At 45.5% G+C, this 22,833-nt stretch carries 19 protein-coding genes, 14 tRNA genes and 5 pseudogenes; 29 read left to right on the forward strand and 9 right to left on the reverse strand.

What is annotated here, in order from left to right; genetic code table 11:
• Positions 1-36: 36 nt before the first annotated feature.
• The 16 genes and pseudogenes from MOF34_RS13015 to glgP all read left to right on the forward strand — a co-directional run.
• A tRNA-Pro gene (locus MOF34_RS13015) sits at positions 37-113 on the forward strand.
• Between the two features lie 5 nt (positions 114-118).
• A tRNA-Ala gene (locus tag MOF34_RS13020) sits at positions 119-191 on the forward strand.
• A 24-nt stretch (positions 192-215) separates the two neighbouring features.
• Positions 216-292, forward strand: a tRNA-Met gene (locus tag MOF34_RS13025).
• Positions 293-294: 2 nt separating this feature from the next.
• Positions 295-371 (forward strand) — tRNA-Ile (locus MOF34_RS13030).
• 6 nt (positions 372-377) lie between these two features.
• Positions 378-470, forward strand: a tRNA-Ser gene (locus MOF34_RS13035).
• 17 nt (positions 471-487) lie between these two features.
• A tRNA-Met gene (locus MOF34_RS13040) sits at positions 488-564 on the forward strand.
• Positions 565-628: 64 nt separating this feature from the next.
• Positions 629-705: transfer RNA gene (locus tag MOF34_RS13045), tRNA-Asp, on the forward strand.
• A 12-nt stretch (positions 706-717) separates the two neighbouring features.
• A tRNA-Phe gene (locus tag MOF34_RS13050) sits at positions 718-793 on the forward strand.
• 19 nt (positions 794-812) lie between these two features.
• Positions 813-888: transfer RNA gene (locus MOF34_RS13055), tRNA-His, on the forward strand.
• Between the two features lie 9 nt (positions 889-897).
• Positions 898-971, forward strand: a tRNA-Gly gene (locus MOF34_RS13060).
• Between the two features lie 15 nt (positions 972-986).
• A tRNA-Ile gene (locus MOF34_RS13065) sits at positions 987-1,063 on the forward strand.
• Positions 1,064-1,073: 10 nt separating this feature from the next.
• Positions 1,074-1,148, forward strand: a tRNA-Asn gene (locus MOF34_RS13070).
• A 3-nt stretch (positions 1,149-1,151) separates the two neighbouring features.
• Positions 1,152-1,242 (forward strand) — tRNA-Ser (locus tag MOF34_RS13075).
• A 30-nt stretch (positions 1,243-1,272) separates the two neighbouring features.
• Positions 1,273-1,344: transfer RNA gene (locus MOF34_RS13080), tRNA-Glu, on the forward strand.
• Positions 1,345-1,551: 207 nt separating this feature from the next.
• A pseudogene (locus MOF34_RS13085) lies at positions 1,552-1,695 on the forward strand (hypothetical protein); the annotation flags it as partial.
• Between the two features lie 2 nt (positions 1,696-1,697).
• Positions 1,698-2,510: pseudogene (glgP, locus tag MOF34_RS13090) on the forward strand (glycogen phosphorylase GlgP); the annotation flags it as partial.
• A gap of 24 nt (positions 2,511-2,534) precedes the next feature.
• On the opposite strand, the gene MOF34_RS13095 reads toward glgP, so the two are convergent.
• The 5 genes and pseudogenes from MOF34_RS13095 to MOF34_RS13110 form a co-directional block, all read right to left on the reverse strand.
• Positions 2,535-3,002: a TspO/MBR family protein gene (locus MOF34_RS13095; RefSeq protein ID WP_268400441.1), complete on the reverse strand. Its 468-nt coding sequence runs from the start codon at positions 3,000-3,002 to the stop codon at positions 2,535-2,537.
• A 91-nt stretch (positions 3,003-3,093) separates the two neighbouring features.
• Positions 3,094-3,372 (reverse strand): annotated as a pseudogene (locus MOF34_RS13100) (CotS family spore coat protein); the annotation flags it as partial.
• A 292-nt stretch (positions 3,373-3,664) separates the two neighbouring features.
• Positions 3,665-4,871 (reverse strand): annotated as a pseudogene (locus MOF34_RS13105) (glycosyltransferase family 4 protein).
• 7 nt (positions 4,872-4,878) lie between these two features.
• Positions 4,879-5,181 (reverse strand): annotated as a pseudogene (locus tag MOF34_RS20885) (UDP-glucose 4-epimerase); the annotation flags it as partial.
• Positions 5,182-5,534: 353 nt separating this feature from the next.
• Positions 5,535-6,254 carry a yteA family sporulation protein gene (locus MOF34_RS13110; RefSeq protein ID WP_268400442.1) on the reverse strand — a complete coding sequence of 240 codons (720 nt, stop codon included), beginning with the start codon at positions 6,252-6,254 and terminating at the stop codon, positions 5,535-5,537.
• A gap of 291 nt (positions 6,255-6,545) precedes the next feature.
• Here MOF34_RS13110 and MOF34_RS13115 point away from each other — a divergent pair, with 291 nt between their 5' ends.
• The 10 genes from MOF34_RS13115 to MOF34_RS13160 all read left to right on the forward strand — a co-directional run bounded on the left by MOF34_RS13115 (position 6,546) and on the right by MOF34_RS13160 (position 18,182).
• Complete coding sequence (locus MOF34_RS13115) at positions 6,546-7,961, forward strand: isochorismate synthase (protein WP_268400443.1); 1,416 nt, start codon at positions 6,546-6,548, stop codon at positions 7,959-7,961.
• Positions 7,958-9,700 carry a 2-succinyl-5-enolpyruvyl-6-hydroxy-3-cyclohexene-1-carboxylic-acid synthase gene (gene menD / locus MOF34_RS13120; protein WP_268400444.1) on the forward strand — a complete coding sequence of 581 codons (1,743 nt, stop codon included), beginning with the start codon at positions 7,958-7,960 and terminating at the stop codon, positions 9,698-9,700. The genes MOF34_RS13115 and menD overlap by 4 nt, the downstream gene beginning before the upstream one ends.
• Positions 9,688-10,530, forward strand: coding sequence for a 2-succinyl-6-hydroxy-2,4-cyclohexadiene-1-carboxylate synthase (gene menH, locus MOF34_RS13125; RefSeq protein ID WP_019715486.1), 843 nt, complete (start codon positions 9,688-9,690; stop codon positions 10,528-10,530). The genes menD and menH overlap by 13 nt, the downstream gene beginning before the upstream one ends.
• A gap of 13 nt (positions 10,531-10,543) precedes the next feature.
• Positions 10,544-11,362, forward strand: coding sequence for a 1,4-dihydroxy-2-naphthoyl-CoA synthase (gene menB, locus MOF34_RS13130; RefSeq protein WP_003219322.1), 819 nt, complete (start codon positions 10,544-10,546; stop codon positions 11,360-11,362).
• Between the two features lie 90 nt (positions 11,363-11,452).
• Positions 11,453-12,913 (forward strand): o-succinylbenzoate--CoA ligase, encoded by a 1,461-nt coding sequence (locus MOF34_RS13135; RefSeq protein ID WP_268400445.1) that lies wholly within the window; start codon positions 11,453-11,455, stop codon positions 12,911-12,913.
• Positions 12,910-14,025, forward strand: a complete 1,116-nt coding sequence (gene menC / locus MOF34_RS13140) for an o-succinylbenzoate synthase (protein ID WP_268400446.1) — start codon at positions 12,910-12,912, stop codon at positions 14,023-14,025. Before MOF34_RS13135 ends, menC begins: the two co-directional genes overlap by 4 nt.
• A gap of 275 nt (positions 14,026-14,300) precedes the next feature.
• Complete coding sequence (locus MOF34_RS13145) at positions 14,301-15,221, forward strand: metal ABC transporter solute-binding protein, Zn/Mn family (protein ID WP_268400447.1); 921 nt, start codon at positions 14,301-14,303, stop codon at positions 15,219-15,221.
• Positions 15,222-15,239: 18 nt separating this feature from the next.
• Positions 15,240-15,992, forward strand: a complete 753-nt coding sequence (gene mntB / locus MOF34_RS13150) for a manganese ABC transporter ATP-binding protein MntB (RefSeq protein WP_268400448.1) — start codon at positions 15,240-15,242, stop codon at positions 15,990-15,992.
• A 5-nt stretch (positions 15,993-15,997) separates the two neighbouring features.
• Positions 15,998-17,305 (forward strand): metal ABC transporter permease, encoded by a 1,308-nt coding sequence (locus MOF34_RS13155; RefSeq protein ID WP_268400449.1) that lies wholly within the window; start codon positions 15,998-16,000, stop codon positions 17,303-17,305.
• Positions 17,295-18,182: a metal ABC transporter permease gene (locus tag MOF34_RS13160; RefSeq protein WP_268400450.1), complete on the forward strand. Its 888-nt coding sequence runs from the start codon at positions 17,295-17,297 to the stop codon at positions 18,180-18,182. Before MOF34_RS13155 ends, MOF34_RS13160 begins: the two co-directional genes overlap by 11 nt.
• An 18-nt stretch (positions 18,183-18,200) precedes the next feature.
• Here the strand turns inward: MOF34_RS13160 and MOF34_RS13165 are convergent, their stop codons facing one another.
• From MOF34_RS13165 to MOF34_RS13175, 3 genes are read right to left on the reverse strand one after another with little or no spacing between them, the layout of a single operon-like run.
• Positions 18,201-18,359 carry a DUF1540 domain-containing protein gene (locus MOF34_RS13165; protein ID WP_003219337.1) on the reverse strand — a complete coding sequence of 53 codons (159 nt, stop codon included), beginning with the start codon at positions 18,357-18,359 and terminating at the stop codon, positions 18,201-18,203.
• Between the two features lie 53 nt (positions 18,360-18,412).
• Entirely contained in the window at positions 18,413-19,453 is a 1,041-nt protein-coding gene (locus tag MOF34_RS13170) for a cytochrome d ubiquinol oxidase subunit II (RefSeq protein WP_019715479.1), read from the reverse strand.
• A 42-nt stretch (positions 19,454-19,495) separates the two neighbouring features.
• Positions 19,496-20,827: a cytochrome ubiquinol oxidase subunit I gene (locus tag MOF34_RS13175; protein WP_029317102.1), complete on the reverse strand. Its 1,332-nt coding sequence runs from the start codon at positions 20,825-20,827 to the stop codon at positions 19,496-19,498.
• A gap of 205 nt (positions 20,828-21,032) precedes the next feature.
• Between MOF34_RS13175 and MOF34_RS13180 the strand changes: the two genes are divergently transcribed.
• Together MOF34_RS13180 and MOF34_RS13185 are read left to right on the forward strand one after the other, a co-directional pair.
• Entirely contained in the window at positions 21,033-21,281 is a 249-nt protein-coding gene (locus MOF34_RS13180; protein ID WP_019715477.1) for a type B 50S ribosomal protein L31, read from the forward strand.
• Positions 21,282-21,399: 118 nt separating this feature from the next.
• Positions 21,400-21,963: a beta-class carbonic anhydrase gene (locus MOF34_RS13185; RefSeq protein WP_019715476.1), complete on the forward strand. Its 564-nt coding sequence runs from the start codon at positions 21,400-21,402 to the stop codon at positions 21,961-21,963.
• Here the strand turns inward: MOF34_RS13185 and yidD are convergent.
• On the reverse strand, positions 21,960-22,187 hold the full coding sequence (gene yidD / locus MOF34_RS13190) for a membrane protein insertion efficiency factor YidD (RefSeq protein ID WP_019715475.1): 228 nt from the start codon (positions 22,185-22,187) through the stop codon (positions 21,960-21,962). The two genes, MOF34_RS13185 and yidD, sit on opposite strands and share 4 nt — an antisense overlap.
• Positions 22,188-22,313: 126 nt before the next feature.
• Between yidD and MOF34_RS13195 the strand changes: the two genes are divergently transcribed.
• Entirely contained in the window at positions 22,314-22,787 is a 474-nt protein-coding gene (locus MOF34_RS13195) for an S-ribosylhomocysteine lyase (protein ID WP_019715474.1), read from the forward strand.
• Positions 22,788-22,833 lie beyond the last annotated feature (46 nt).

Below are 22,833 nucleotides of genomic sequence, written 5' to 3' on the forward strand. Positions count from 1 at the left end.
CGACTCCTCTCGGGCGCGCCATAATCTACATGAAATCGGGAAGTAGCTCAGCTTGGTAGAGCACATGGTTTGGGACCATGGGGTCGCAGGTTCGAATCCTGTCTTCCCGACCATTCTTGGGGCCTTAGCTCAGCTGGGAGAGCGCCTGCTTTGCACGCAGGAGGTCAGCGGTTCGATCCCGCTAGGCTCCACTTGGTTTCAATAAATATTTATTTGGCGGTGTAGCTCAGCTGGCTAGAGCGTACGGTTCATACCCGTGAGGTCGGGGGTTCGATCCCCTCCGCCGCTACCAATGGACCTTTAGCTCAGTTGGTTAGAGCAGACGGCTCATAACCGTCCGGTCGTAGGTTCGAGTCCTACAAGGTCCACCACTATATGGAGGAATACCCAAGTCTGGCTGAAGGGATCGGTCTTGAAAACCGACAGGGGTGTCAAAGCCCGCGGGGGTTCGAATCCCTCTTCCTCCGCCATATATATTCTTAATCATCGCGGGGTGGAGCAGTTCGGTAGCTCGTCGGGCTCATAACCCGAAGGTCGCAGGTTCAAATCCTGCCCCCGCAACCAAAATATGTGAATGAAACAAGGAGTACCTGAAGGGTACAACACCAACAATTCACTTTATACATATGGTCCGGTAGTTCAGTTGGTTAGAATGCCTGCCTGTCACGCAGGAGGTCGCGGGTTCGAGTCCCGTCCGGACCGCCATTTAAATACTTAGGCTCGGTAGCTCAGTTGGTAGAGCAACGGACTGAAAATCCGTGTGTCGGCGGTTCGATTCCGTCCCGAGCCACCATTTATCAATATATATTTTGGCGGTTGTGGCGAAGTGGTTAACGCACCAGATTGTGGCTCTGGCATTCGTGGGTTCGATTCCCATCAATCGCCCCAAATAAAATTGCGGGTGTAGTTTAGTGGTAAAACCTCAGCCTTCCAAGCTGATGTCGTGGGTTCGATTCCCATCACCCGCTCCATTTCTAAACTGTCATGGGCCTGTAGCTCAGCTGGTTAGAGCGCACGCCTGATAAGCGTGAGGTCGGTGGTTCGAGTCCACTCAGGCCCACCATGGCTTATATTCCACAGTAGCTCAGTGGTAGAGCTATCGGCTGTTAACCGATCGGTCGCAGGTTCGAATCCTGCCTGTGGAGCCAAATGGAGAAGTACTCAAGTGGCTGAAGAGGCGCCCCTGCTAAGGGTGTAGGTCGTGTAAGCGGCGCGAGGGTTCAAATCCCTCCTTCTCCGCCATAAGATTACAGATATAAGTTCTCAACCATCGGCCCGTTGGTCAAGCGGTTAAGACACCGCCCTTTCACGGCGGTAACACGGGTTCGAATCCCGTACGGGTCATCCAGAAACCTTGCATATCCTGCAAGGTTTCTTTATTTTTTATAAATGCTGATATGGCTTAGATATCATTCTATATTCTATAAACAGGCAACAAAAATCTTCATATTCGGAAAATGAAGTTAATTGTCAATGAGTATAAGCGCTTTCATGAGAAGGCTTTTTTTATTTCTTCGAATAAATACTATAAATGAAAACTATGATGTCAGAGGAGAACAGCATGTGATGCACAAAGCGAATGAAAGTGGCATTTGGACGATGTTTATTCCAGATTTAGGAGAAGAGGGACGATATAAGTATAAAATCGTGACGAAAAGCGGTGAGATCAGGCTGAAGGCAGATCCATACGCTATTTCATATATGACGTTCAGGTGAAACCGCTTCATGCATACAAACGGCAGTTGCTGAATGTTCTTCATATTATGTATTTGTATAATCGGCTCAAAGAGGACTCGGGATTTTCAATCTATCCGCAAACCTTTATTTTCGGGGCAAAGGCTTCACCAAGCTATTATTATGCCAAGAAAATCATTAAGCTGATCCATTCTGTCGCAGAAAAGGTCAACTATGATCCGGCAGTCAAACAGCTGATCAAGATCGTTTTTTTGGAAAATTACAGAGTTTCTATGGCTGAGCGGATTTTTCCGGCATCAGATGTTAGTGAACAAATTTCAACTGCAAGCAAGGAAGCGTCTGGTACAGGAAATATGAAGTTCATGATGAACGGCGCCTTGACGATTGGCACGCATGATGGCGCAAATATTGAGATACTTGAGCGGGTGGGGCCTGATTGTATTTACACATTTGGCTTAAAGGCGGATGAAGTTCTATCGTATCAGGAAAACGGTGGCTATAGATCGAGGGAATATTATCATGACCGCAGAATTAGGCAGGTAGCGGATCAACTGATCAACGGTTTCTTTGAAGGGGAAGCAGATGAATTTGAATCGATCTATGACTCGCTGCTTCCGCATAATGATGAGTATTTTGTGCTGAAGGATTTCAGCTCATATGCAGATGCCCAGGAGCGAATTCAGGCTGATTATCGCGATCGGAGGAAATGGTCTGAGCGTTCGATTGTAAACATTGCCCATTCTGGATATTTCTCAAGCGACCGCACGATCCGGGAATATGCGAAAAACATTTGGGGGATCAGGCCGATGATATGAAAAGCCGCTTAAGCGGCTTTTTAATTACAGATTCATGGAATAGATTGTGAAGGATAAAAATGTCGCAAACGCACTCCATAAAACATAAGGCAAAAGAAGATAGCTTGCGGCTCTGCTGTATTTTCTCGCTATGATCATTAAAACGAGTGCAGTGATGGCGACAAGCAGGGAGTCAATCGATGCAGCAAGCAGATTCTTTTGGGTAAATTGAAAATAGCTGAATGCCTGATTAAGCACATAATTAATCAAAAGCGTAAGCCAAAAGCTTTTCGCATTTTTAAATGAAAACGCGGCATACACAATGGCAGCTGAAAGGGAGATCAGGGCAAAAAGGATGGCCCAAACGATGCCGATCGCAGATCCGGGTGGTGTCCAGTCCGGTTTTTTCAGTGAATTGTACCATTCTTGGTCAATTGGAAACAGGTAGTCTGCGGCTGAAAACAACGCATATGTAATCACAAAAACCGCGATTGCGCCGACAATCTTCTTCATATTTGAACCTCCGTATGTATTTATTTTACATTCATTCTTACCCTTTATTTTATAAAGATCAAACCCCCGATATGCGGGGTAAATAATGGTCTTAAATCCCTGTAACGCGTTCATATTCAACTGCCTGACTCTAAGTCTTCCTGCGGCGGTAAAGCAGACTTGCGGGCGTATTTTTCGCGAATGACATCGTAAAGTTCATAAAGTTCATAAGGAAACAGCATATCAGTTTTTGTTCGTCGGCCTCTGGCTTCATATGCGTTCAGTATCACATGAAATGTTTCTACATCCCTAACGTATCTAAAAGCGGAATAATCATTTTTTGTAAATCTCGTATAGGAAGATCAAAAGATACGGTATTTATGTCGATGATTCTGCCATTAAAGGTCACATTTTTTTACTGTTTTACTTCTACCTTATAACTTGACTATAAAAGAATCTGGTTTTTTACCCGTTTTGTTTTTGGGGCAATTCCATTCCGCACAAATTGGTTTTTCAATCAACCGTTATCTAACTTGCAGGAATGGAGCTATGTTGAAAATAACACTGATCGCCACAGAGAGCTTCCTGTCCCCTCGGCTCAAGGAGGCGTTATTCAAATCTACCTCTTGCAGTAAAAAACAGCCCGTATTTCAGCCCGAGCTGTAGGTTTTATGATTTTGCTTTCATAAAAGCTGGTTGAAAGATGATAAATCAAGGTTTTGTTAGAAAAGGCAGCGGTAATTGTTTGTTTTCCGGTGTCAGAACGGATTGGTAAACGGCATTGAGCCTTTTGGTTACATGGGTAAAGGTAAATAAAGATTCTACATTGTGCCGGCCGTTTTTTGTGATTTTGTTTATTAATTCTTGGTCTGAAAAGGCTCTGTCTATTGCTTTCGCAAATGAAGAGGGTTTGTTGTAGCTGTCGATGACAAGACCATTGACTTCGTGTTTTACAACTTCTCCGTTTCCGCCCCGGTTTGTGGTAATTAAGGGAGTTCCGGCCGCCATTGCTTCATAATTCACACGGGCGAGGGGTTCATCCCACTGAGAGCTACACACAAATACATCTGACATCAGAAAGAGGTTTGGTATGTCGTCTGCGGGGATGAATTTCGTGAATATTATGTGGTCCCTGTATGGCAGCGCCAGCTTGCGCAGATAGGTTACATAGTGGTTTTCACCGTCATCGCTGAACCACTTCCCGCCTGCTATAACAAGCACAGCGTCGGGATGCTGCTGTAAAATCCGTTTCATGCTGTGAATGAGAAGGTGAGGCCCTTTTGTGGGGCTTAAACGGCCAGCAAATAAAATGACTTTCTTATCCTCAATGCCGTATTTTTTCCGGTATGTTTCTCTGATAGCCGAACCTTTCAGCGTCCAGACAGGCGGATAAGAGTGGATGTCAACACCGGAGTATACGACTTGGGTAATGTCCTCGGCTTCAGGGAACCGTTCAATGACCGTTTGTTTAATAAATTCGCTGACGGTTGTGATCATGGAGACATTGTCGAGTACTTCTTTTCCTTGCGCGAAGGTCATCTTTTTTTCAGAAAACATTTCGTTATGCAGGCTCAGAACAATCTTGCTGTTTGGTGAGGCTTTTTTATATAGAGCAACATTTAAAGGCCTATTGAACACGTGAATAAGGTCAAAGGAAGAGGCTCGCAGTTCCTCGGTTACCGCCTCGCGGTAATGCTCTTTTGGCAGATGGATATACTGTACGCCGTCTTTTGTTTCTTTTTTTGGAAGTGATGGATCTTCTATTGAAAAAATGGTCAGATCGTACCGTTTGCTAAAATACGGCGTAACACCGTCGATCATCATTTGAATTGCGCCGCCGCGTACCGCGGGCGCCGGCAGCTTTTCTGTACAGATAAAGGCAAGCTTCATTTTCATTCCCCCTGAACAGCGACGATAAATATGCGAATTCGTTGGCCAAACCATCTTTGAAATCTCTGCTCACGTTTTGCTTGGTTCCCCTATTATTTTGACCGATAAGTGTAGTGCTGCTTTTTTACCGAAAATGTCTTCAATGAGGGAGACAACCTTTAAGATTTAAAGCACCTTTGCGCTTCCCCTGTTTCGCCAATAAGATGTGGTTTCCCAAAAACAGCGTTGATGCCTTTGACACAGTCGTCGATATAGGTAAAATCTTTTAACTGCTGCCGTTACCGAAGATGGTGAGCGGCTTTTGCTGAAGCAAAATTACTGATCATATACCAATATCCTATTAAATAAGGGCTGGTTCGTGATTCCGCTTTATGCCCAGTTTTTTCGCCTCATTTCTGATGTACAAACATCGGGGTATGCTTTTGGAATATCATGTAATTCACAGCCAGCAGCTGAGGGGAAAAAGCGGCCATTCTTGCCGACGGGAACAATGCGTTGTGATAAAAGGGGACTAGAATATGTGAAAAAGCCTAAACAAAACCCACTGTCACATACCGCAGCAGGGCGTTAAATTTTTACACCGTATACTTTTGATGAGCTGGAAACATTAGAAGCTAGTCCCGATATGCTGAATACGTAAAAGAACCCCCGACAACCGGGGGTTCAATCAGCGTGGAGGTCGCCGAATGTTGTCATGATTCCCTCTTCATCGAGTTCTTCCTCATAACGCTCATGAGCTCTGCTTTGATAAACTGTAATTTCTTTGCCTGTGATATCTGTAGCGATGAAATTTTCGTACGACTCCGTATTGCCGATATTTTCTTCGGCATTCATCGTCATATCATCATAGCTGAGCGGAGGGTTTTCCATATCCTGCGGTGTTTGCGAATTCCCGTATTTTTCGACGTCCTGGTAGGAATCTTCACTGTCATAAGGTGCTCTGATTTCTTCATCATCGTCAAATTCAAATTGCCCGAAAGGTGTTTCTTCTTCGATTGGACGGTCTTTGGAAACGACATCCTGTGACGAATACTCTGCGAGCGTTGTGGCAGTTGGAAACGCTTCAAGACGTTCGTAAGGGATTTCCTTTCCGCTGACTTCACAAATACCGTACGTACCGTTTTCTATCGCCTTCAATGAATGCTCAATGTCTCGGAGGTGCTCTCTCTCATGCAAGTCGAGGGCAATGTCTTTCTCACGCTCGTAAAGCTCTGTCGCCTGATCGCCGGGGTGGTTGTCGTAAGCCGAAAGCTCACCCCATGAATCATAAGGAAAGGCAGAGTTAAGCTGGAAATGATCATTGTCTTTGAAACGGTTTAAGATATCTTCTTTTGTTTGTTCCAGTTCCTGTTTCAAGTGTTGAAGCTGGTCTTTTGTAAGCAATGTGATCGCCTCGTTTCTCTGTGGTGCATACCTTTAGTATGAACAGATCGCCTGAGAACTTTCATAAATGACGAGTGGAGGAATATAGGAGATTTTCCTTATATGGTAAGCGGATACAACCTTTGCTATCAGTGGAGAAAGAAATTTAAGGTTTGTTTCTTTTTCATTTCTGGAATTAGGTTTATAATAGGTAAGGCAGGCCATTTGGACTGCAGGATCTGTGTGTTTGACACAAAGGAGACACAGGTGTATGGTATTAAAAGCATTTTAAGGATTATGGAGGAATGTCTCATGGTGACAACGGTGCAGCGTACGTTCCGAAAGGAAGTTCTACATGCATTACATAAAGCCAAAGAAGTCAACCATGCTGTCTTAATAAGCTATTCGAGACAAATCGAGTCTCTTGACCCTCTATCATTTTTCAATTACGGAGCAAAAAAATATACAGGCAATCGATTTTTTTGGTCAGATCCTGAAAGTGAATTGACAATAGTCGGTCTTGGCAAAGAAGCGGTTTTCCAGACAAATCAAAAAAACAGCGAGCGGTATCGCGAGGTTTTTGAACAATGGGAGCGCTTTAAAAAGACGGCTTTTCATATTTATGAAGAAGAAAAGCTGCAGCATTCTGCAGTGGGACCTGTGTTATTCGGAGGATTTTCCTTTGACCCTTGCGAAGAAAGAGGTACACAATGGGACCATTTCTCGGAAGGGGATTTCTTTATGCCTGCGCTTATGCTGACGATGACTGCCGAAGGCCCGTTTCTAACAGTCAACAGATGGGTAAGCGGAGAGGAAGACGCAGAGACAGTTTTGGAAGGCTTAAAGTCTCTTGCAGCCGAATGTAAGGTTCCTGCTTTACACCAAGAAGATCAAGCTGAAATTACAGCATCTCAAGAGCTGGATAAGGATGATTGGCTGAAAGCAATCGAAACGGCAACAAGCCAAATGAAAGAGGCACAATATGATAAGGTGGTTCTTGCCCGAGAGCTGCTGCTCACGTTTGAAGGGCCGATCCAAATTGAACCGGTGCTTAAAACGCTTCTGAACGATCAGCAGACAAGCTATGTTTTTGCAATCGAGCAGGAAGGAAAAACCTTTGTCGGCGCGTCTCCAGAAAGACTGATTAAAAAAGACGGCAGCACTGTCATGTCTTCTTGTCTGGCAGGCTCCATTAAACGCGGCACGAATGAAGAAGAAGACCGCCGGATAGGCCTAGAATTATTAAACGATGAGAAAAATCTGCTGGAGCATGATATTGTTGTAGGCATGATTCATAATGCTTTTGCATCAAGCTGTTCTGAGGTTGAAAAGCCTGATGGACCTGTGTTGTATAAAACGAAAAGTGTTCAGCACTTATTTACGCCGATTGTCGGGCAGCTTCGTGAATCTGCTTCACTTTTTGATTTAATTGAGAAACTGCATCCTACGCCGGCGCTTGGGGGAGCACCTCAAAAAAAAGCCGTTGAAGTGATCAGAGAGATCGAACCAATGTCCCGTGGCTGGTATGCGGCCCCTATCGGCTGGATTGACAGCCAGGATAACGGAGAATTCGCAGTGGCCATTCGCTCAGGACTGATCGAAGGCAGCACAGCAAGGCTGTTTGCCGGGTGCGGCATTGTGGAAGATTCGGAGCCACAGTCTGAATATGAAGAAACACAGATTAAATTGAAGCCGATGATCTCTGCATTAGGAGGTGAGAGGCGTTGACAGCCAACCCAATTACTCATTACATCGGAAGTTTTATTGATGAATTCGCCCTTTCCGGGATTACGGATGCCGTCGTCTGCCCGGGCTCAAGATCCACACCGCTGGCTATTCTTGCAGCCGCGCATCCCGATATCAGTATTCATGTCCAAATTGACGAAAGATCTGCCGGTTTTTTTGCTTTAGGGCTGGCAAAAGCGAAGCAGCGTCCCGTGCTTTTGATATGTACATCAGGAACAGCCGCGGCCAACTTTTATCCGGCTGTGATTGAAGCCCATTATTCAAGAGTGCCCATTATTGTGTTAACTGCTGATCGGCCTCACGAGCTGCGCGAGGTAGGCGCACCGCAGGCTATTAATCAGCACTTCTTATTCGGTAACTTTGTTAAGTTTTTCACAGACTCTGCTCTACCTGAAGAGTCTCCGCAAATGCTGAGATATATTCGAACACTGGCCGGCCGCGCCGCCGGGGAAGCACAAAAGCGCCCAATGGGACCTGTGCATGTGAATGTGCCGCTGCGTGAACCGCTGATGCCGGATCTTTCGGATGAGCCGTTTGCAAGAATGAGAACAGGCCGTCATGTGTCTGTAAAAACGGGTACGCAGTCTGTTGACCGCGAAACCCTCTCTGATGTAGCTGCAATGCTGGCAAAGGCTGAAAAAGGAATGATCGTCTGCGGAGAGCTCCACAGTGATAAGGAAAAAGAACACATTATTGCGCTGTCAAAAGCGCTTCAGTATCCGATTTTAGCGGACCCGCTGTCTAATCTGAGGAACGGCGCTCATGATAAAAGCACTGTCATTGATGCGTATGATTCATTTTTAAAAGATGATGAGCTGAAGGCGAAATTGCGTCCTGATGTCGTCATTCGTTTTGGGCCGATGCCTGTCTCAAAACCGGTTTTCTTATGGCTCAGGGATGAGCCGGCAATTCAGCAAATTGTGATTGACGAAGATGGAGGGTGGAGAGACCCGACACAGGCAAGCGCGCATATGATTCACTGCAACGCATCATCTTTTTCTGAAGCCATCATAAAAGAACATACTGACAGGATTAGATCATCAGAATGGCTGGAAAAGTGGCAGTTTGTCAATGAACGGTTCCGTGCGCATTTGCAAACAATGAGCAGTGAAGAGGTTTCATTTGAAGGCAATCTCTATCGAATTCTTCAGCATCTTGTGCCTGAAAACAGCTCTCTGTTTGTCGGTAACAGTATGCCGATCAGGGATGTTGATACATTTTTTGAAAAACAGGAACGTGCTTTCCGAATTTATTCAAACCGGGGCGCAAACGGGATAGACGGTGTCGTCTCCTCTGCTATGGGGGTATGTGAAGGAACAAAAGCGCCTGTTACACTCGTGATTGGAGATTTATCTTTTTATCACGATTTAAACGGACTGCTGGCGGCCAAAAAGCTGGGCATTCCTCTTACTGTGATTCTCGTGAATAATGACGGCGGAGGGATTTTCTCATTTTTGCCGCAGGCTTCTGAAAAGACACACTTTGAAGATTTGTTCGGCACACCGACAGGGCTCGATTTCAAGCATGCGGCTGCACTATACGGCGGAACATATTCATGCCCGGCCTCGTGGGATGAATTCGAAACAGCTTACGCGCCCCAGGCAGACAAGCCCGGACTCCATTTGATAGAAATCAAAACGGATCGCCAATCGAGAGTTCAGCTCCATCGCGATATGCTGAACGAGGCAGTGCGGGAAGTGAAAAAACATTGGGAACTGTAAACATAACTGTTTCAGACGGTGTCCGATATGCTGTGACAGATGAGCGGCCGGATGCTTCCGAGGCCGTCGTCTGTCTGCACGGGTTTACCGGCAGCAAACAATCATGGAATTTCCTTGATGGGATGCTGCCTGATTCCCGTTTGATCAAAATTGATTGTCTAGGGCATGGCGAAACCGATGCCCCGCTGAATGGGAGAAGATACAGCACAAACCGGCAAGTTTCTGACCTTGCAGAGATTTTTGATCAATTAAAACTTCACAAAGTGAAATTGATTGGGTATTCTATGGGAGGAAGGCTTGCTTATTCTTTTACGGTGGCATATCCCGAACGGGTATCGGCACTGGTGCTAGAAAGCACAACGCCGGGGCTCAAAACGCTTGAGGAACGGCGTGAGAGAATCATGCGGGACCGGGTGCTTGCCGATTTTATTTTGCGTGACGGGATCAAAGCCTTTGTGCAGTATTGGGAGAACATTCCTTTGTTTTCATCCCAGCAGCGGCTGGCTGAAGATATTCGGCACAGGATACGATCCGGCCGTCTGCGAAACAATAAGATTGGGCTTGCAAATAGTTTAACGGGCATGGGCACTGGTTCACAGCCTTCCTTGTGGAGCCGTGTAGAAGAAATAGCCGTGCCTGTGCTTCTAATCTGCGGGGAGTGGGACAAAAAGTTTTGCGCCATTAATCAAGAGGTGCATAAGAAGCTTCCATCTAGTAGAATAGAGATTGTTCCAAAAGCCGGCCATACGGTCCATGTGGAACAACCGAGATTTTTTGGTAAAATAGTGAGTGAGTTTTTGACAAGCTTGACTCATTCACATAGAGAATAAAGGAGGTCATCATATGGCTGCAGAATGGAAAACAAAACGGACATACGATGAAATATTGTATGAAACGTATAATGGTATTGCAAAAATAACAATCAACCGCCCTGAGGTACATAACGCGTTTACACCTAAAACGGTTGCTGAAATGATTGATGCGTTTGCTGACGCAAGAGATGATCAAAACGTTGGGGTTATCGTGCTTGCCGGTGCCGGAGACAAAGCGTTTTGTTCAGGCGGAGACCAAAAAGTGCGCGGCCACGGCGGATATGTAGGAGACGACCAGATTCCGCGTCTAAACGTACTGGATCTTCAACGTTTAATCCGCGTTATTCCAAAACCGGTTGTTGCGATGGTGTCCGGATATGCAATCGGCGGAGGCCATGTGCTTCACATCGTATGTGATCTGACAATCGCTGCCGACAACGCGATTTTCGGACAAACTGGCCCTAAAGTGGGAAGCTTTGATGCTGGTTACGGTTCTGGCTACTTAGCTCGAATTGTAGGACATAAAAAAGCCCGTGAAATCTGGTACCTTTGCCGTCAGTACAACGCACAGGAAGCGCTTGACATGGGTCTTGTCAACACAGTTGTTCCTTTGGAACAACTTGAAGAAGAAACGATTAAATGGTGTGAAGAAATGCTTGAAAAAAGCCCGACCGCACTTCGTTTTCTTAAAGCTGCGTTTAATGCGGACACAGACGGACTTGCTGGAATTCAGCAGTTTGCAGGGGATGCTACCCTTCTTTACTACACAACTGATGAAGCAAAAGAAGGCCGTGATTCCTTTAAGGAAAAACGCAAACCTGATTTCGGACAGTTCCCTCGTTTCCCGTGATCAGCAATATTTAGTAAACAAACAGCTTGAGACTTTGCGGTCCAAGCTGTTTTCTTTTCAATACAGACATTTTACCTCGGAGATGATGACATGCTGACAGAACAGCCCAACTGGCTCATACAGCGGGCACAGCTGACACCTGAGAGAATCGCTCTCATCTATGAAGACCAAACCGTGACATTTGCAGAATTGTTTGCTGCGTCTAAGCGAATGGCGGCGCAGCTTGCTGCTCATTCGGTTCGAAAAGGAGATACTGCGGCGATTTTGCTCCAAAACCGTGCAGAAATGGTTTACGCCGTTCACGCTTGTTTTTTGCTTGGTGTGAAGGCGGTACTTCTGAATACGAAGCTGTCAACACCTGAAAGGCTGTTTCAGCTGGAGGATTCCGGCGCCCGCTTTTTACTGACAGATTCAAACTTTGACCAGCAAGATTATGAGCATACCGTTAAAACCATTGATGTGGACGAACTGATGAAAGAAGCCGCTGAAGAAATTGAGATCCAGCCTTATATGCAATTGGATGAAACGGCAACGCTGATGTATACCTCGGGTACGACAGGCAAGCCCAAGGGGGTTCAGCAAACGTTCGGAAACCATTATTTCAGTGCGGTGTCATCCGCGCTTAATTTGGGTATAACAGAACAAGACCGCTGGCTTATCGCATTGCCACTCTTTCACATCAGCGGATTGTCCGCGTTATTTAAATCTGTGATTTATGGAATGACTGTCGTGCTTCACCAGCGTTTTTCCGTAAGCGATGTGCTGGATTCTATCAGCAGGCATCAAGTGACAATGATATCGGCGGTGCAGACAATGCTGGCCAGTCTTTTGGAAGAAACAAGCCGCTGCCCTGAAACCATCAGGTGCATTCTGCTCGGCGGAGGCCCTGCACCGCTGCCATTGCTTGAGGAGTGCCGCGAGAAAGGATTCCCTGTCTTTCAGTCATACGGAATGACAGAGACATGCTCACAAATTGTTACCCTGTCGCCGGAATTCAGTATGGAAAAACTCGGATCTGCGGGTAAACCGCTGTTTTCATGCGAAATCAAAATAGAGCGGGACGGACAGGCGTGTAAACCGTTTGAACACGGTGAAATCATGGTCAAAGGCCCGAATGTGATGAAAAGCTATTTTAACCGGGAGAGCGCAAACGAAGCCTCCTTTCAAAATGGCTGGCTGAAAACAGGTGATCTTGGGTATTTGGACAGCGAAGGCTTTTTATATGTACTGGACAGACGTTCAGATTTGATCATATCAGGCGGTGAAAACATTTATCCGGCTGAAGTGGAGTCAGTGCTGCTTTCACACCCCGCTGTAGCCGAAGCCGGTGTTTCAGGGGCAGAGGACAAAAAATGGGGGAAAGTGCCCCACGCCTACCTTGTCCTTCACAAGCCTGTGAGCGCAGAAGAATTGACCGCCTACTGCAAAGAACGCTTGGCAAAGTATAAAATTCCGGCAAAATTCTTTGAACTGGACTGCCTGCCGCGCAATGCGTCTAATAAGCTCATGCGAAATCAGCTGAAGGATGCGCGTAAAGGAGAACTGCTATGATCGAAATAGAGAAAATTACGCTTTACCATTTGAGCATGAATTTAAAGAAACCGTTTAAAAACAGTATTGAAACGCTTCAAGAGCGGAAATTTCTAATTGTGGAAGCTATTGATACATCCGGTGTCACAGGCTGGGGAGAAGTGTCTGCGTTCTCTTCGCCTTGGTACACCGAGGAAACCATTGAAACATGTTTGCACATGTTAAAGGATTTTTTTATTCCCAATGTTGTGGGGCGTGAATTCAATCACCCTTCCGACGTTCCGGACAGTTTGGCGCGCTATAAAGGAAATCGGATGGCAAAAGCGGGACTTGAATCAGCTGTCTGGGATATCTTTGCGAAAAAGAAGGGCATATCCCTCGCTGAGGCATTGGGCGGGACAAGAGATAAAGTGCCTGCTGGGGTGGTTGTCGGCCTGGCGCCCCTAGATGATATGTTGAAGGAAATTGAGAGTTATCAAAAAGAAGGGTATCAAAGAATAAAAATAAAAATTCAGCCTGGACAGGATGTGGAATTGGTTAAGGCCATCCGCAGCCGATTCCCAAACATCCCGCTCATGGCCGATGCCAATTCCTCCTATGAACTGAAGGATATCAGCCGATTAAAGGAGCTTGACGACTATCATTTGATGATGATTGAGCAGCCGCTCCAAGCTGACGATATCGTTGACCACCGCCACTTGCAGAAACATTTGAAAACGGCCATTTGCCTTGATGAAAGCATTTGTTCAGCCGATGATGCGAGACGGGCGATTGAGCTCGGAAGCTGTAAAATCATTAATATTAAGCCTTCCCGAGTCGGCGGTTTAACAGAAGCCTTAAAAATTCATGATTTGTGCAGAGAGCATCATATGCAGGTTTGGTGCGGAGGAATGCTGGAAACAGGCATATCCAGAGCGCAAAACGTGGCGCTAGCTTCACTGCCGCAATTCACATTACCCGGTGATATTTCATCATCTTCACGCTATTGGGATGAGGATATTGTGACCCCTGATATCCGTATCGATAATGGGTTTATTTCTGTGTCAAAACAGCCTGGTTTAGGGGTTGAAGTGAATCAGGACATTATGCGAAAATATGTGACCAAAATGGATGTTTTCACACAACATGGATGAGAAAAAAGCATTTTGCCATTTTGAGCGAGTGTCAGTGTGCTGTTATAGTAAAAGCGTTCGATGAATACATCCCTTCTCGTTTGGACCGGCTGCCCAGCCGGTTTTTTTATGCATTTGTTGCTTGACAAAAATGGACAAACGCGATATTTTTGCACAAAGGAAACTTTTTGTCCTGTCTAAATAAAATATGCTTTTGGCTAATTTAATGTCACATGTCTAAGAAATAAAAACATAAGATAATACAATCGGACATTGTGGCAAGGAGGAGGGAAATGATGAAACAGTTACTGAAGGCAGCAGTACTTTCCGCTTGCTTTGCGTTAACAGGATGCGGTACCGATTCAGCCGGGAAAAGCAACGATCAGCGATTGCAGGTAACGGCAACAACATCCCAAATTGCCGATGCAGCCGAAAACATTGGAGGAAAGCATGTAAAAGTCACCTCTTTAATGGGACCAGGGGTCGATCCGCATCTTTACAAAGCCTCACAAGCTGATACGAAAAAATTAATGTCAGCCGATGTTGTGCTTTACAGCGGATTGAATTTGGAAGGGAAAATGGAGGATGTTCTTCAAAAAATAGGCGAACAAAAACAAGCAGCGGCAATTACTGAGGCCATACCGAAAAGCAAGCTTATTTCTGCCGGAGCAGGTAAGACGTTTGATCCCCACGTTTGGTTCAGCATTCCGTTATGGATCTATGCGGTGGATGAAATCGAAACGCAATTCAGTAAGGCGATGCCTGAGCACGCGAATGATTTTAAGAAAAATGCCAAAGAGTACAAAGAAGATTTGCAATATTTAGATAAATGGGCGCGTCAGGAGATCACACACATTCCGGAGAAAAGCCGTGTGCTTGTTACGGCTCACGATGCCTTTGCGTATTTGGGGAAAGAGTATGGTTTTCAGGTGAAAGGCCTGCAGGGACTAAGCACAGATTCGGATTACGGATTGAAGGATGTTCAAGAACTTGTCGATCTCCTAACAGAAAAACAAATAAAAGCTGTTTTTGTAGAAAGCAGTGTGTCTGAAAAATCAATAAATGCAGTCGTGGAAGGGGCTAAAGAAAAAGGCCATACAGTCACAATCGGCGGTCAGCTCTATTCAGATGCCATGGGTGAAAAAGGCACAAAAGAAGGCACATACGAAGGAATGTTCCGCCACAACATTAACACTATTACTAATGAGCTTAAATAAAGAAAAGAGGTGAGGGACATGTTCCCTGTTGAGCTCGATAATGTAACGGTCGCCTACCATAAAAAGCCTGTTCTGCAGGACATTTCGCTGCAGGTCCCTGAAGGAAAACTGATTGGCATTATCGGTCCAAACGGCGCGGGCAAATCAACCTTGATCAAAACCATTCTCGGTCTTGTGCCCAGGGCGTCAGGAGACATCTCTATTTACGGCAAAGACTATAAGGATCACCGGACAAGAATCGGATACGTTCCGCAGCGAGGTTCAGTTGACTGGGATTTTCCCACAAACGCGCTCGATGTCGTGCTAATGGGGAGATACGGCCGGATTGGCTTATTGAAAAGGCCGAAAAAAGCCGACGTGGATATGGCGAAGGCTGCTTTAGAAAAAGTCGGGATGCTTGATTATGCGAAGAGGCAGATCAGCCAGCTGTCAGGAGGCCAGCAGCAGAGGGTGTTTCTTGCCAGGGCACTATGCCAGGACGCTGACATTTATTTTATGGATGAACCGTTTGCCGGCGTTGATGCAGCGACGGAGCGGGCAATTATGACGCTTTTGGCAGAACTGAAAGAAAAAGGAAAAACAGTGCTTGTCGTCCACCATGATCTGCAGACTGCCGAGGATTATTTCGATTGGATTCTACTGCTTCATCTAAGAAAAATCGCTTTCGGACCTGCGAAAAATGTTTTTACAATCGAAAACTTGCAGAAAACGTATGGAGGAAGGCTGACATTTCTAAAAGATAAAGTGCTGGCAGAAGGACATAAGGGGTGAGAGTATTGTTTGAAAGTTTGTGGCTGCAGCTCCAGCACCCGAATACACAGTGGGTGCTGGCTGGAACGCTTTTGCTGGGAGCGGCAAGCGGTGTTTTGGGCAGCTTTGTGCTGCTTAGAAAGCAAAGTTTAATCGGCGATGCAATGGCCCATTCAGCTCTGCCGGGAGTGTGTCTCGCTTTTTTGTTTACCGGGCAAAAATCACTGCCTTTCTTTTTGCTGGGGGCAGCGCTTGCCGGGCTGCTCGGAACGTGGTGTATTCAGCTGATTCCACGGCTTTCAAAAACAAAAGAGGACTCGGCAATCGGGATTGTTCTCTCAGTGTTTTTTGGCGTTGGGATCATACTACTGACATATATTCAGCAGCAGGGAACAGGAAGTCAAAGCGGGCTTGATTCTTTTTTATTCGGCCAGGCCGCTTCATTGGTCAGGCAGGATATCATTTTGATTGCAGGAATATCAGCTGTTCTATTGCTCCTTTGTGTAGTTTTCTTTAAGGAGTTTACGTTGATTACTTTCGATCTCGCGTTTGCAAAGGGATTGGGACTGCCGGTGCGTTTTTTAAACGGGCTTTTGGCTTGCCTTATCGTCTGTGCTGTCGTCATCGGGCTTCAGGCAGTTGGTGTGATATTAATGGCAGCTATGCTAATTACACCTGGCATAGCTGCAAGGTTTTGGACCGAAAGATTTACCGGAATGTTAGTCATTGCCGGGGTCACAGGCGGGGTCAGCGGTGTGGCCGGAACCTTGCTGAGCACGACGATGAAGGGGATGGCGACAGGGCCATTAATGATCTTATCAGCAACAGTGATTTTTCTATTTTCAATGATTTGCGCGCCTAAGCGGGGATTGGCTGCAAAAGCAATAAGGCTGATCAGGCTGCGGCGCAAAACAAGCAGGGAGCAGGTGCTGCTGACGATATATGAGCAGTATGAAAAGAACGATCTTTATATAATAGCTGAACGTGTTAGAAAGACAAGGCGCCTATCCCCTTCATTATGCCATAAGGTATTGAATGGCTTGGAAAAAGAGAGGTGCATCGTGCGGGTTGAAAATGGGATTTGGCAAATAACACGTACCGGGATAGAAAAGGGCTATCACATGGCTTTGAAGCATCGGATGTATGAAATGTACCTCATGCACGAAATGGAGCTTGCGAATCTGGAAATTGATCAGGATCATTTTGACCCGGATCGTTTGCCTGGGGAAACAAGAGAGCGGCTTCTTTCACTCTTAAAGCTGTATGACCGGATGCCTAAGCTTCAAAAGGCGGCTACTGATACCGGGAAAGGACAGATCGCAAATGAGTTTTGAAGCATGGATTATAGCTACAGGTGTACTAGTCGGTGTAAGCTGCGCATTGATCGGAACATTTCTCGTGTTGAGAAGAATGGCGATGCTGGCCGACGCGATCAGCCATACAGTGTTGCTTGGCATTGTCGGTGCTTTTCTTGTGACAGGAAGTCTTGACGGAATTCCTATGTTGATCGGCGCTGCAATTTCTGGTCTGTTAACGGCATTTTTGGTTCAGCTTCTTCACAGCAAAGGGGTTCAATCTGATGCCGCGATAGGAGTTGTGTTTACATCTTTATTTGCAGTTGGCGTTATTTTGCTTTCTGTGTATGGAGCGAATGTCCATCTCGATATTGAGCACTCGTTAATGGGAGATATCACGTTTGTGCCATGGAATACGCTCTCAGTATTCGGAGTTGACATCGGGCCGAAAGCGTTTTGGATGCTGGCATCTGTCCTAGTTTTAAATGTCTTGTTGATCAGTGTGTGCTATAAGGAATTCAAAATCGCTTCGTTTGATCCGCAAATGGCTTTAGCTCTGGGGATACCGGTTTTGCTGATTCATTATGTGCAAATGGGCATGTTGTCGCTAACGACCGTTGCTTCCTTTGATTCGGTTGGTGCTGTCTTGGTTGTAGCCATGCTGATTGTCCCACCTGCTGCGGCTCATTTGCTGACGGACCGGCTGCTTTATATGCTGATTCTCAGCGCGCTGATCGGCGGGCTGTCGGCGTTTATGGGCTATTTCTTCGCAACATGGCTTAATGTTTCAATTTCCGGAGCAATGGCGGCCATGACAGGTGTATGTTATGCCGGCGCCATTTTGTTTTCGCCTGCAAACGGGATCATGACAAAAAAGCTGAGAACACTGAACATGAAAAAAGAAAGAGCTGGCTGACGCAGCTCTTTCTTATGATTACAAATCATGCGGCTTAAACGTTTTGCAGTCCGTTTCCTGGCTGTTTTCAGCCGTTTCACCAGTATGGCTGACAACATAAATGGCATCAGCGGTGCATTTGTTTCCTTTGCCCCAATAAGAACAGTTGTTGACTTCGCATAGAATTTTCTGCTCCATGCCATCCCCTCCTTATAAAGGTTCTGGCTTAGTATAGCCGTCGGGTATGTCCGCTATTCCTCTTGGCGGATATACCGTTTATCTCGCATAAACATTTTCCAGAAAAAATAAAATCCTGGAAAGAGAATGATAAATGCAACGATATACGTCGCAAACAGCGCTCTGAACGTTGCTGGCTCTGTGAAACCCGACATGATTGTCACATCGGGATAAATCATATACGGGAGATGCGCCCGTCCGTACGCGTAGCTTGCCAGAAAATACTGGATTGCAATCGCGACAAGTGCAAGCCGCGGCTTTCCGATGTTTTTGCCAAAGCTCTTGTTTGGCAGAAAAAGTGCGATTCCCGCGATGACAAATGTAATGAACGATGCAATAATCCAAGAGAAATCATTCATCATTCCGCTGTACAGCCAGTTTGCTTCATTCCGCAATGTCATTATAATGCTAACAGCAAATAGGAGTGAAATTGGGCCTGTAATCAAGGCGCTTTTTCTGTAGGCGCGGTACGCGTCCTGTTCCTCCGCCACATTTGAAAAATCAGCAAGCAGCAGCGAAGACAAAAACAAAGTGCTTAAAATTGCAAACCCGATAAATGAGTAGGCATTGGGGCTTGAAAAGATTTTAGACATGTTCAAGTTATAGATTCCGTTCGTTTTTTCTATAAACCCTCCGTGTGTCACAGGAAGCACTAATATTAAAATAGCAGGGATGATAAAGCCGGAGATACCGGAAATATATCTTAATATCTTCCGCTCCTTTGCTGTGTTAGAAAAAACGAGAAAACCGCTTCGAATCGCTAAAAAAAGTAAAATCATGCTGCCGGGAATTAATAAAACGGTTCCGAGCACAAATGTCGCGCCAGGAAAAAAGCTGAAGAGCGCCACGACGATGGCCACAATAAAAACGTTTGTGACCTCCCAAGTCGGGGACAGAAAGCGGTTCGCAATATCGGTGGCCTTCATGTGCTCCTTGTTTAAATAGATCATAGACCAAAATCCCGCTCCAAAATCCATAGTCGCCATGACGGCGTAAATAAACACAAAGCCCCAGATAATTGAGATGGCGATCAGAGCGTCAGTTGAAATGTCCATTTGTCGATCTTCCTTCCATTTGGTTTCCTGTTTGCGGAGCCATTACGACTCCGCAGTATTTAAATCCTCGTCAACCGGGTGCTTGCGGAAATAGTACAGCAGCACATAGACGACAGCTGCGCCTAACACGGCGTAAACAAATGTGAAAAATAAAAAGAGCACCCCGATCGAGCCAGTCGTTGTCACGACATCCGACGTTTTTAGGAGATGATAGATGACCCAAGGCTGCCTTCCCGTACAGGCGAAAATCCAGCCGAATTCAATGCCGATGAGACTAAAAGGGCCTGCTGTAATGAAAATGACCAATAGCCACGTTGGGAAGCGGTCTTTCTTGAGTACCTTTCTCCAGACCACACCGATAATGGAATAAAGAATAAGCAGCATTCCTACGCCGACCATCGCATTAAACAGCGTGTGAATGAAGAGCGGCGGCCATTCGTCTCTAGGAAATGCATTTAATCCCTTTACAACAGTATCAAAGCGGTTCGCTGCCAGAAAGCTTAACGCCCATGGAATCTCGATGGCCCATTTTACTTTCTCTTCCTTCGGGTCTGTAAAACCTCCGATAGCAAGAGGGGCGTGAGATCTTGTTTCAAACAAGCCTTCGGCGCCTGCTAATTTTTCAGGCTGATATTCGTACAGCATTTGTGCGGATTCGTGCCCGTTCAAAGCGGTCAGCAGTGAAAAAATGCCGCCGATCGTCAGTGCAAGCAAAAGGGCTTTCCGGTGAAAGCGATAGACCGTTTCCTTTTTTCTCGACCGAATCATTTTATATGCAGCAACAGAAGCAACAATAAACGCGCCCGTCATAAATGCGGATAAAACGACATGTCCTGCGGTGATAAAAAAGCTTGGGTTGAAGAATGCAGCCCACGGATCAACATCTGTAATTTTTCCGTTTGAAATTTTAAAACCAGCCGGCGTTCCTTCAAAGGCATGGACATTCGTGATCAGAACAGCTGATGCTGCTGCCCCAACTAACACAAAGAAAACGGCAACAATCCTCATTGCAGGTGACAAGCGGTCTGCGGCGTATACATAAATCGACATGAAAAGGGCTTCAATAAAAAAAGCATAAATCTCAATTTGAAACGGCAGGGACATGACCCGGCCGATGACCTCCATAAAACCGGGCCATAAAAGCGCGAGCTGAGTGCCCGCAATCGTCCCGGTCGGTATGGCGACCCCCAGCAAAACGGCTTGTGCTTTCGTCCATCTTTTTGCCATGATCGCATAATGGTCATCTTTCGTTTTTTGATAGATCAATTCTGCCACTAAAATCATGAGCGGCAGACCTACTCCAAGCGTTGCGAAAATGATATGAAAGCCCATTGTCGTGCCAAAAAGGCTTCTGGCCAAAACTAAATCATCCACAATCATAAACCACCTTTCTAAAAAGACGTTCTGTATGTATTTTGGGTTTATTATTTGCTTCCTCGGCTAGATTATTCTTCCTATTCTTAAATGCGATGAGGTTTACAATGCAAAGACGCAGGGAAGGATGTAGGAAGATTGACAAAACGTCTGTGAGGATATAAAATAAAACGTAATTATTACGATTTGAGGAAGGGAGATATACATGAAAGAAGGAATTCATCCAAAGAACCATAAAGTCATATTTCAGGATATCAACAGCGGCTACCGTTTTCTTAGCACCTCTACTAAAACATCTCATGAAACAGCAGAGTGGGAAGACGGCAACACATATCCGGTCATTAAAGTAGAGGTCAGCTCTGACACGCATCCGTTTTATACAGGCCGCCAGAAATTCAATGAAAAAGGCGGAAGGGTGGAGCAGTTCAAAAAACGTTATAATATGGGAAAATGAGGCAGACCCTGAGGGTTTGTCTTTTTTCTTGCCCAGTTTAATTTTTGATAAGATGACGAAAAGACAAATGCTGTGATATATTTGAGAGTAAAAAGACCAGAAAGGAATACAGTTAGCTATGAGCCTTCTAAATGATATTCTTGATTTTAACAAGACATTTACTGAACATAGGGAGTACGAAAAGTATCAAACATCAAAATTCCCGGATAAAAAAATGGCGATTCTTTCTTGCATGGACACTCGTTTGGTTGAATTGTTGCCGCATGCAATGAATATGCGAAACGGTGACGTGAAAATCATTAAAAGTGCCGGTGCGCTTGTGACACACCCATTCGGAAGCATCATGAGAAGTTTGCTCGTTGCTGTGTACGAGCTCAACGCAGATGAGGTATGTGTGATCGGGCATCACGATTGCGGCATGAGCAAAATCAGCAGTGAAAGCATGCTTGATAGAATAAAGGAAAGAGGAATTCCGGAAGAACGGATTGAAACATTGAAGTACTCCGGAGTTGACTTTGATCAATGGTTTAAAAGCTTCGATTCAGTGGAAGCGAGCGTAAAAGACAGCGTGAACGTCATTAAACATCATCCGCTGTTCCCGGAAAATGTGCCTGTCCATGGTTTAGTCATCGATCCTGAGACAGGAAAACTGGATGTTGTCGTGAACGGCTATAACGATTAATGCTTTCGTTTCTTTTCAGGAACAGGATCGACCCCTCCCGGATGGAACGGATGGCATTTCAAAATCCGTATGATTGTCAGCCAGCCGCCTTTTAAAGCGCCATGCGTTTTAATCGCTTCGATTCCATATTGAGAACAAGTCGGATAAAAGCGGCATGTTGGGGGCGTCAAGGGAGAAATGAATTTTTGATATCCTCTGATCAGCGCGATAAATAGGGTTTTCATATGTCTTCAGCAACCTTTCTGATGCAAGTATAAGAAAAAAAACACAGATTGAAAAGTTATTTGATAATTCTTATCGGAAAGGTGTGTTATAATGAATGTACATTTTTTTAAAAGGAGAGTGCCATTATGCCTTCAGTAGAAAGTTTTGAGCTTGATCATAATGCGGTTGTTGCTCCATATGTAAGACATTGCGGCGTGCATAAAGTAGGAACAGACGGCGTTGTAAATAAATTTGATATTCGTTTTTGCCAGCCAAATAAACAGGCGATGAAGCCTGACACCATTCACACACTTGAGCATTTGCTCGCGTTTACGATTCGTTCTCACGCTGAGAAATACGATCATTTTGATATCATTGATATTTCTCCAATGGGCTGCCAAACAGGCTATTATCTTGTTGTGAGCGGAGAGCCGACATCAGAAGAAATCGTTGATCTGCTTGAAGACACAATGAAGGAAGCGGTAGAGATTACCGAGATTCCGGCTGCGAATGAAAAGCAGTGCGGCCAAGCGAAGCTTCATGATCTGGAAGGCGCTAAACGTTTAATGCGTTTTTGGCTGTCACAGGATAAAGAAGAATTGCTGAAAGTATTTGGTTAAACAGTAAGGGACCTTTTTGCGCTTATGCAAAAAGGTCTTTTTTGTG

It is taken from the genome of Bacillus sp. T17B1 (assembly GCF_026796395.1).
Lineage (GTDB): Bacteria > Bacillota > Bacilli > Bacillales > Bacillaceae > Bacillus > Bacillus spizizenii_A.

Excerpts from the sequence above, each read along its gene's own strand:
- MOF34_RS13095 (WP_268400441.1), bottom strand. The coding sequence starts at position 3,002 with ATGAAGAAGATTGTCGGCGCAATCGCGGTTTTTGTGATTACATATGCG.
- MOF34_RS13115 (WP_268400443.1), top strand. The coding sequence starts at position 6,546 with ATGGTGACAACGGTGCAGCGTACGTTCCGAAAGGAAGTTCTACATGCA.
- menB (WP_003219322.1), top strand. The coding sequence starts at position 10,544 with ATGGCTGCAGAATGGAAAACAAAACGGACATACGATGAAATATTGTAT.
- MOF34_RS13135 (WP_268400445.1), top strand. The coding sequence starts at position 11,453 with ATGCTGACAGAACAGCCCAACTGGCTCATACAGCGGGCACAGCTGACA.
- menC (WP_268400446.1), top strand. The coding sequence starts at position 12,910 with ATGATCGAAATAGAGAAAATTACGCTTTACCATTTGAGCATGAATTTA.
- MOF34_RS13145 (WP_268400447.1), top strand. The coding sequence starts at position 14,301 with ATGAAACAGTTACTGAAGGCAGCAGTACTTTCCGCTTGCTTTGCGTTA.
- mntB (WP_268400448.1), top strand. The coding sequence starts at position 15,240 with ATGTTCCCTGTTGAGCTCGATAATGTAACGGTCGCCTACCATAAAAAG.
- MOF34_RS13160 (WP_268400450.1), top strand. The coding sequence starts at position 17,295 with ATGAGTTTTGAAGCATGGATTATAGCTACAGGTGTACTAGTCGGTGTA.
- MOF34_RS13165 (WP_003219337.1), bottom strand. The coding sequence starts at position 18,359 with ATGGAGCAGAAAATTCTATGCGAAGTCAACAACTGTTCTTATTGGGGC.
- MOF34_RS13170 (WP_019715479.1), bottom strand. The coding sequence starts at position 19,453 with ATGGACATTTCAACTGACGCTCTGATCGCCATCTCAATTATCTGGGGC.
- MOF34_RS13180 (WP_019715477.1), top strand. The coding sequence starts at position 21,033 with ATGAAAGAAGGAATTCATCCAAAGAACCATAAAGTCATATTTCAGGAT.
- MOF34_RS13185 (WP_019715476.1), top strand. The coding sequence starts at position 21,400 with ATGAGCCTTCTAAATGATATTCTTGATTTTAACAAGACATTTACTGAA.
- yidD (WP_019715475.1), bottom strand. The coding sequence starts at position 22,187 with ATGAAAACCCTATTTATCGCGCTGATCAGAGGATATCAAAAATTCATT.
- MOF34_RS13195 (WP_019715474.1), top strand. The coding sequence starts at position 22,314 with ATGCCTTCAGTAGAAAGTTTTGAGCTTGATCATAATGCGGTTGTTGCT.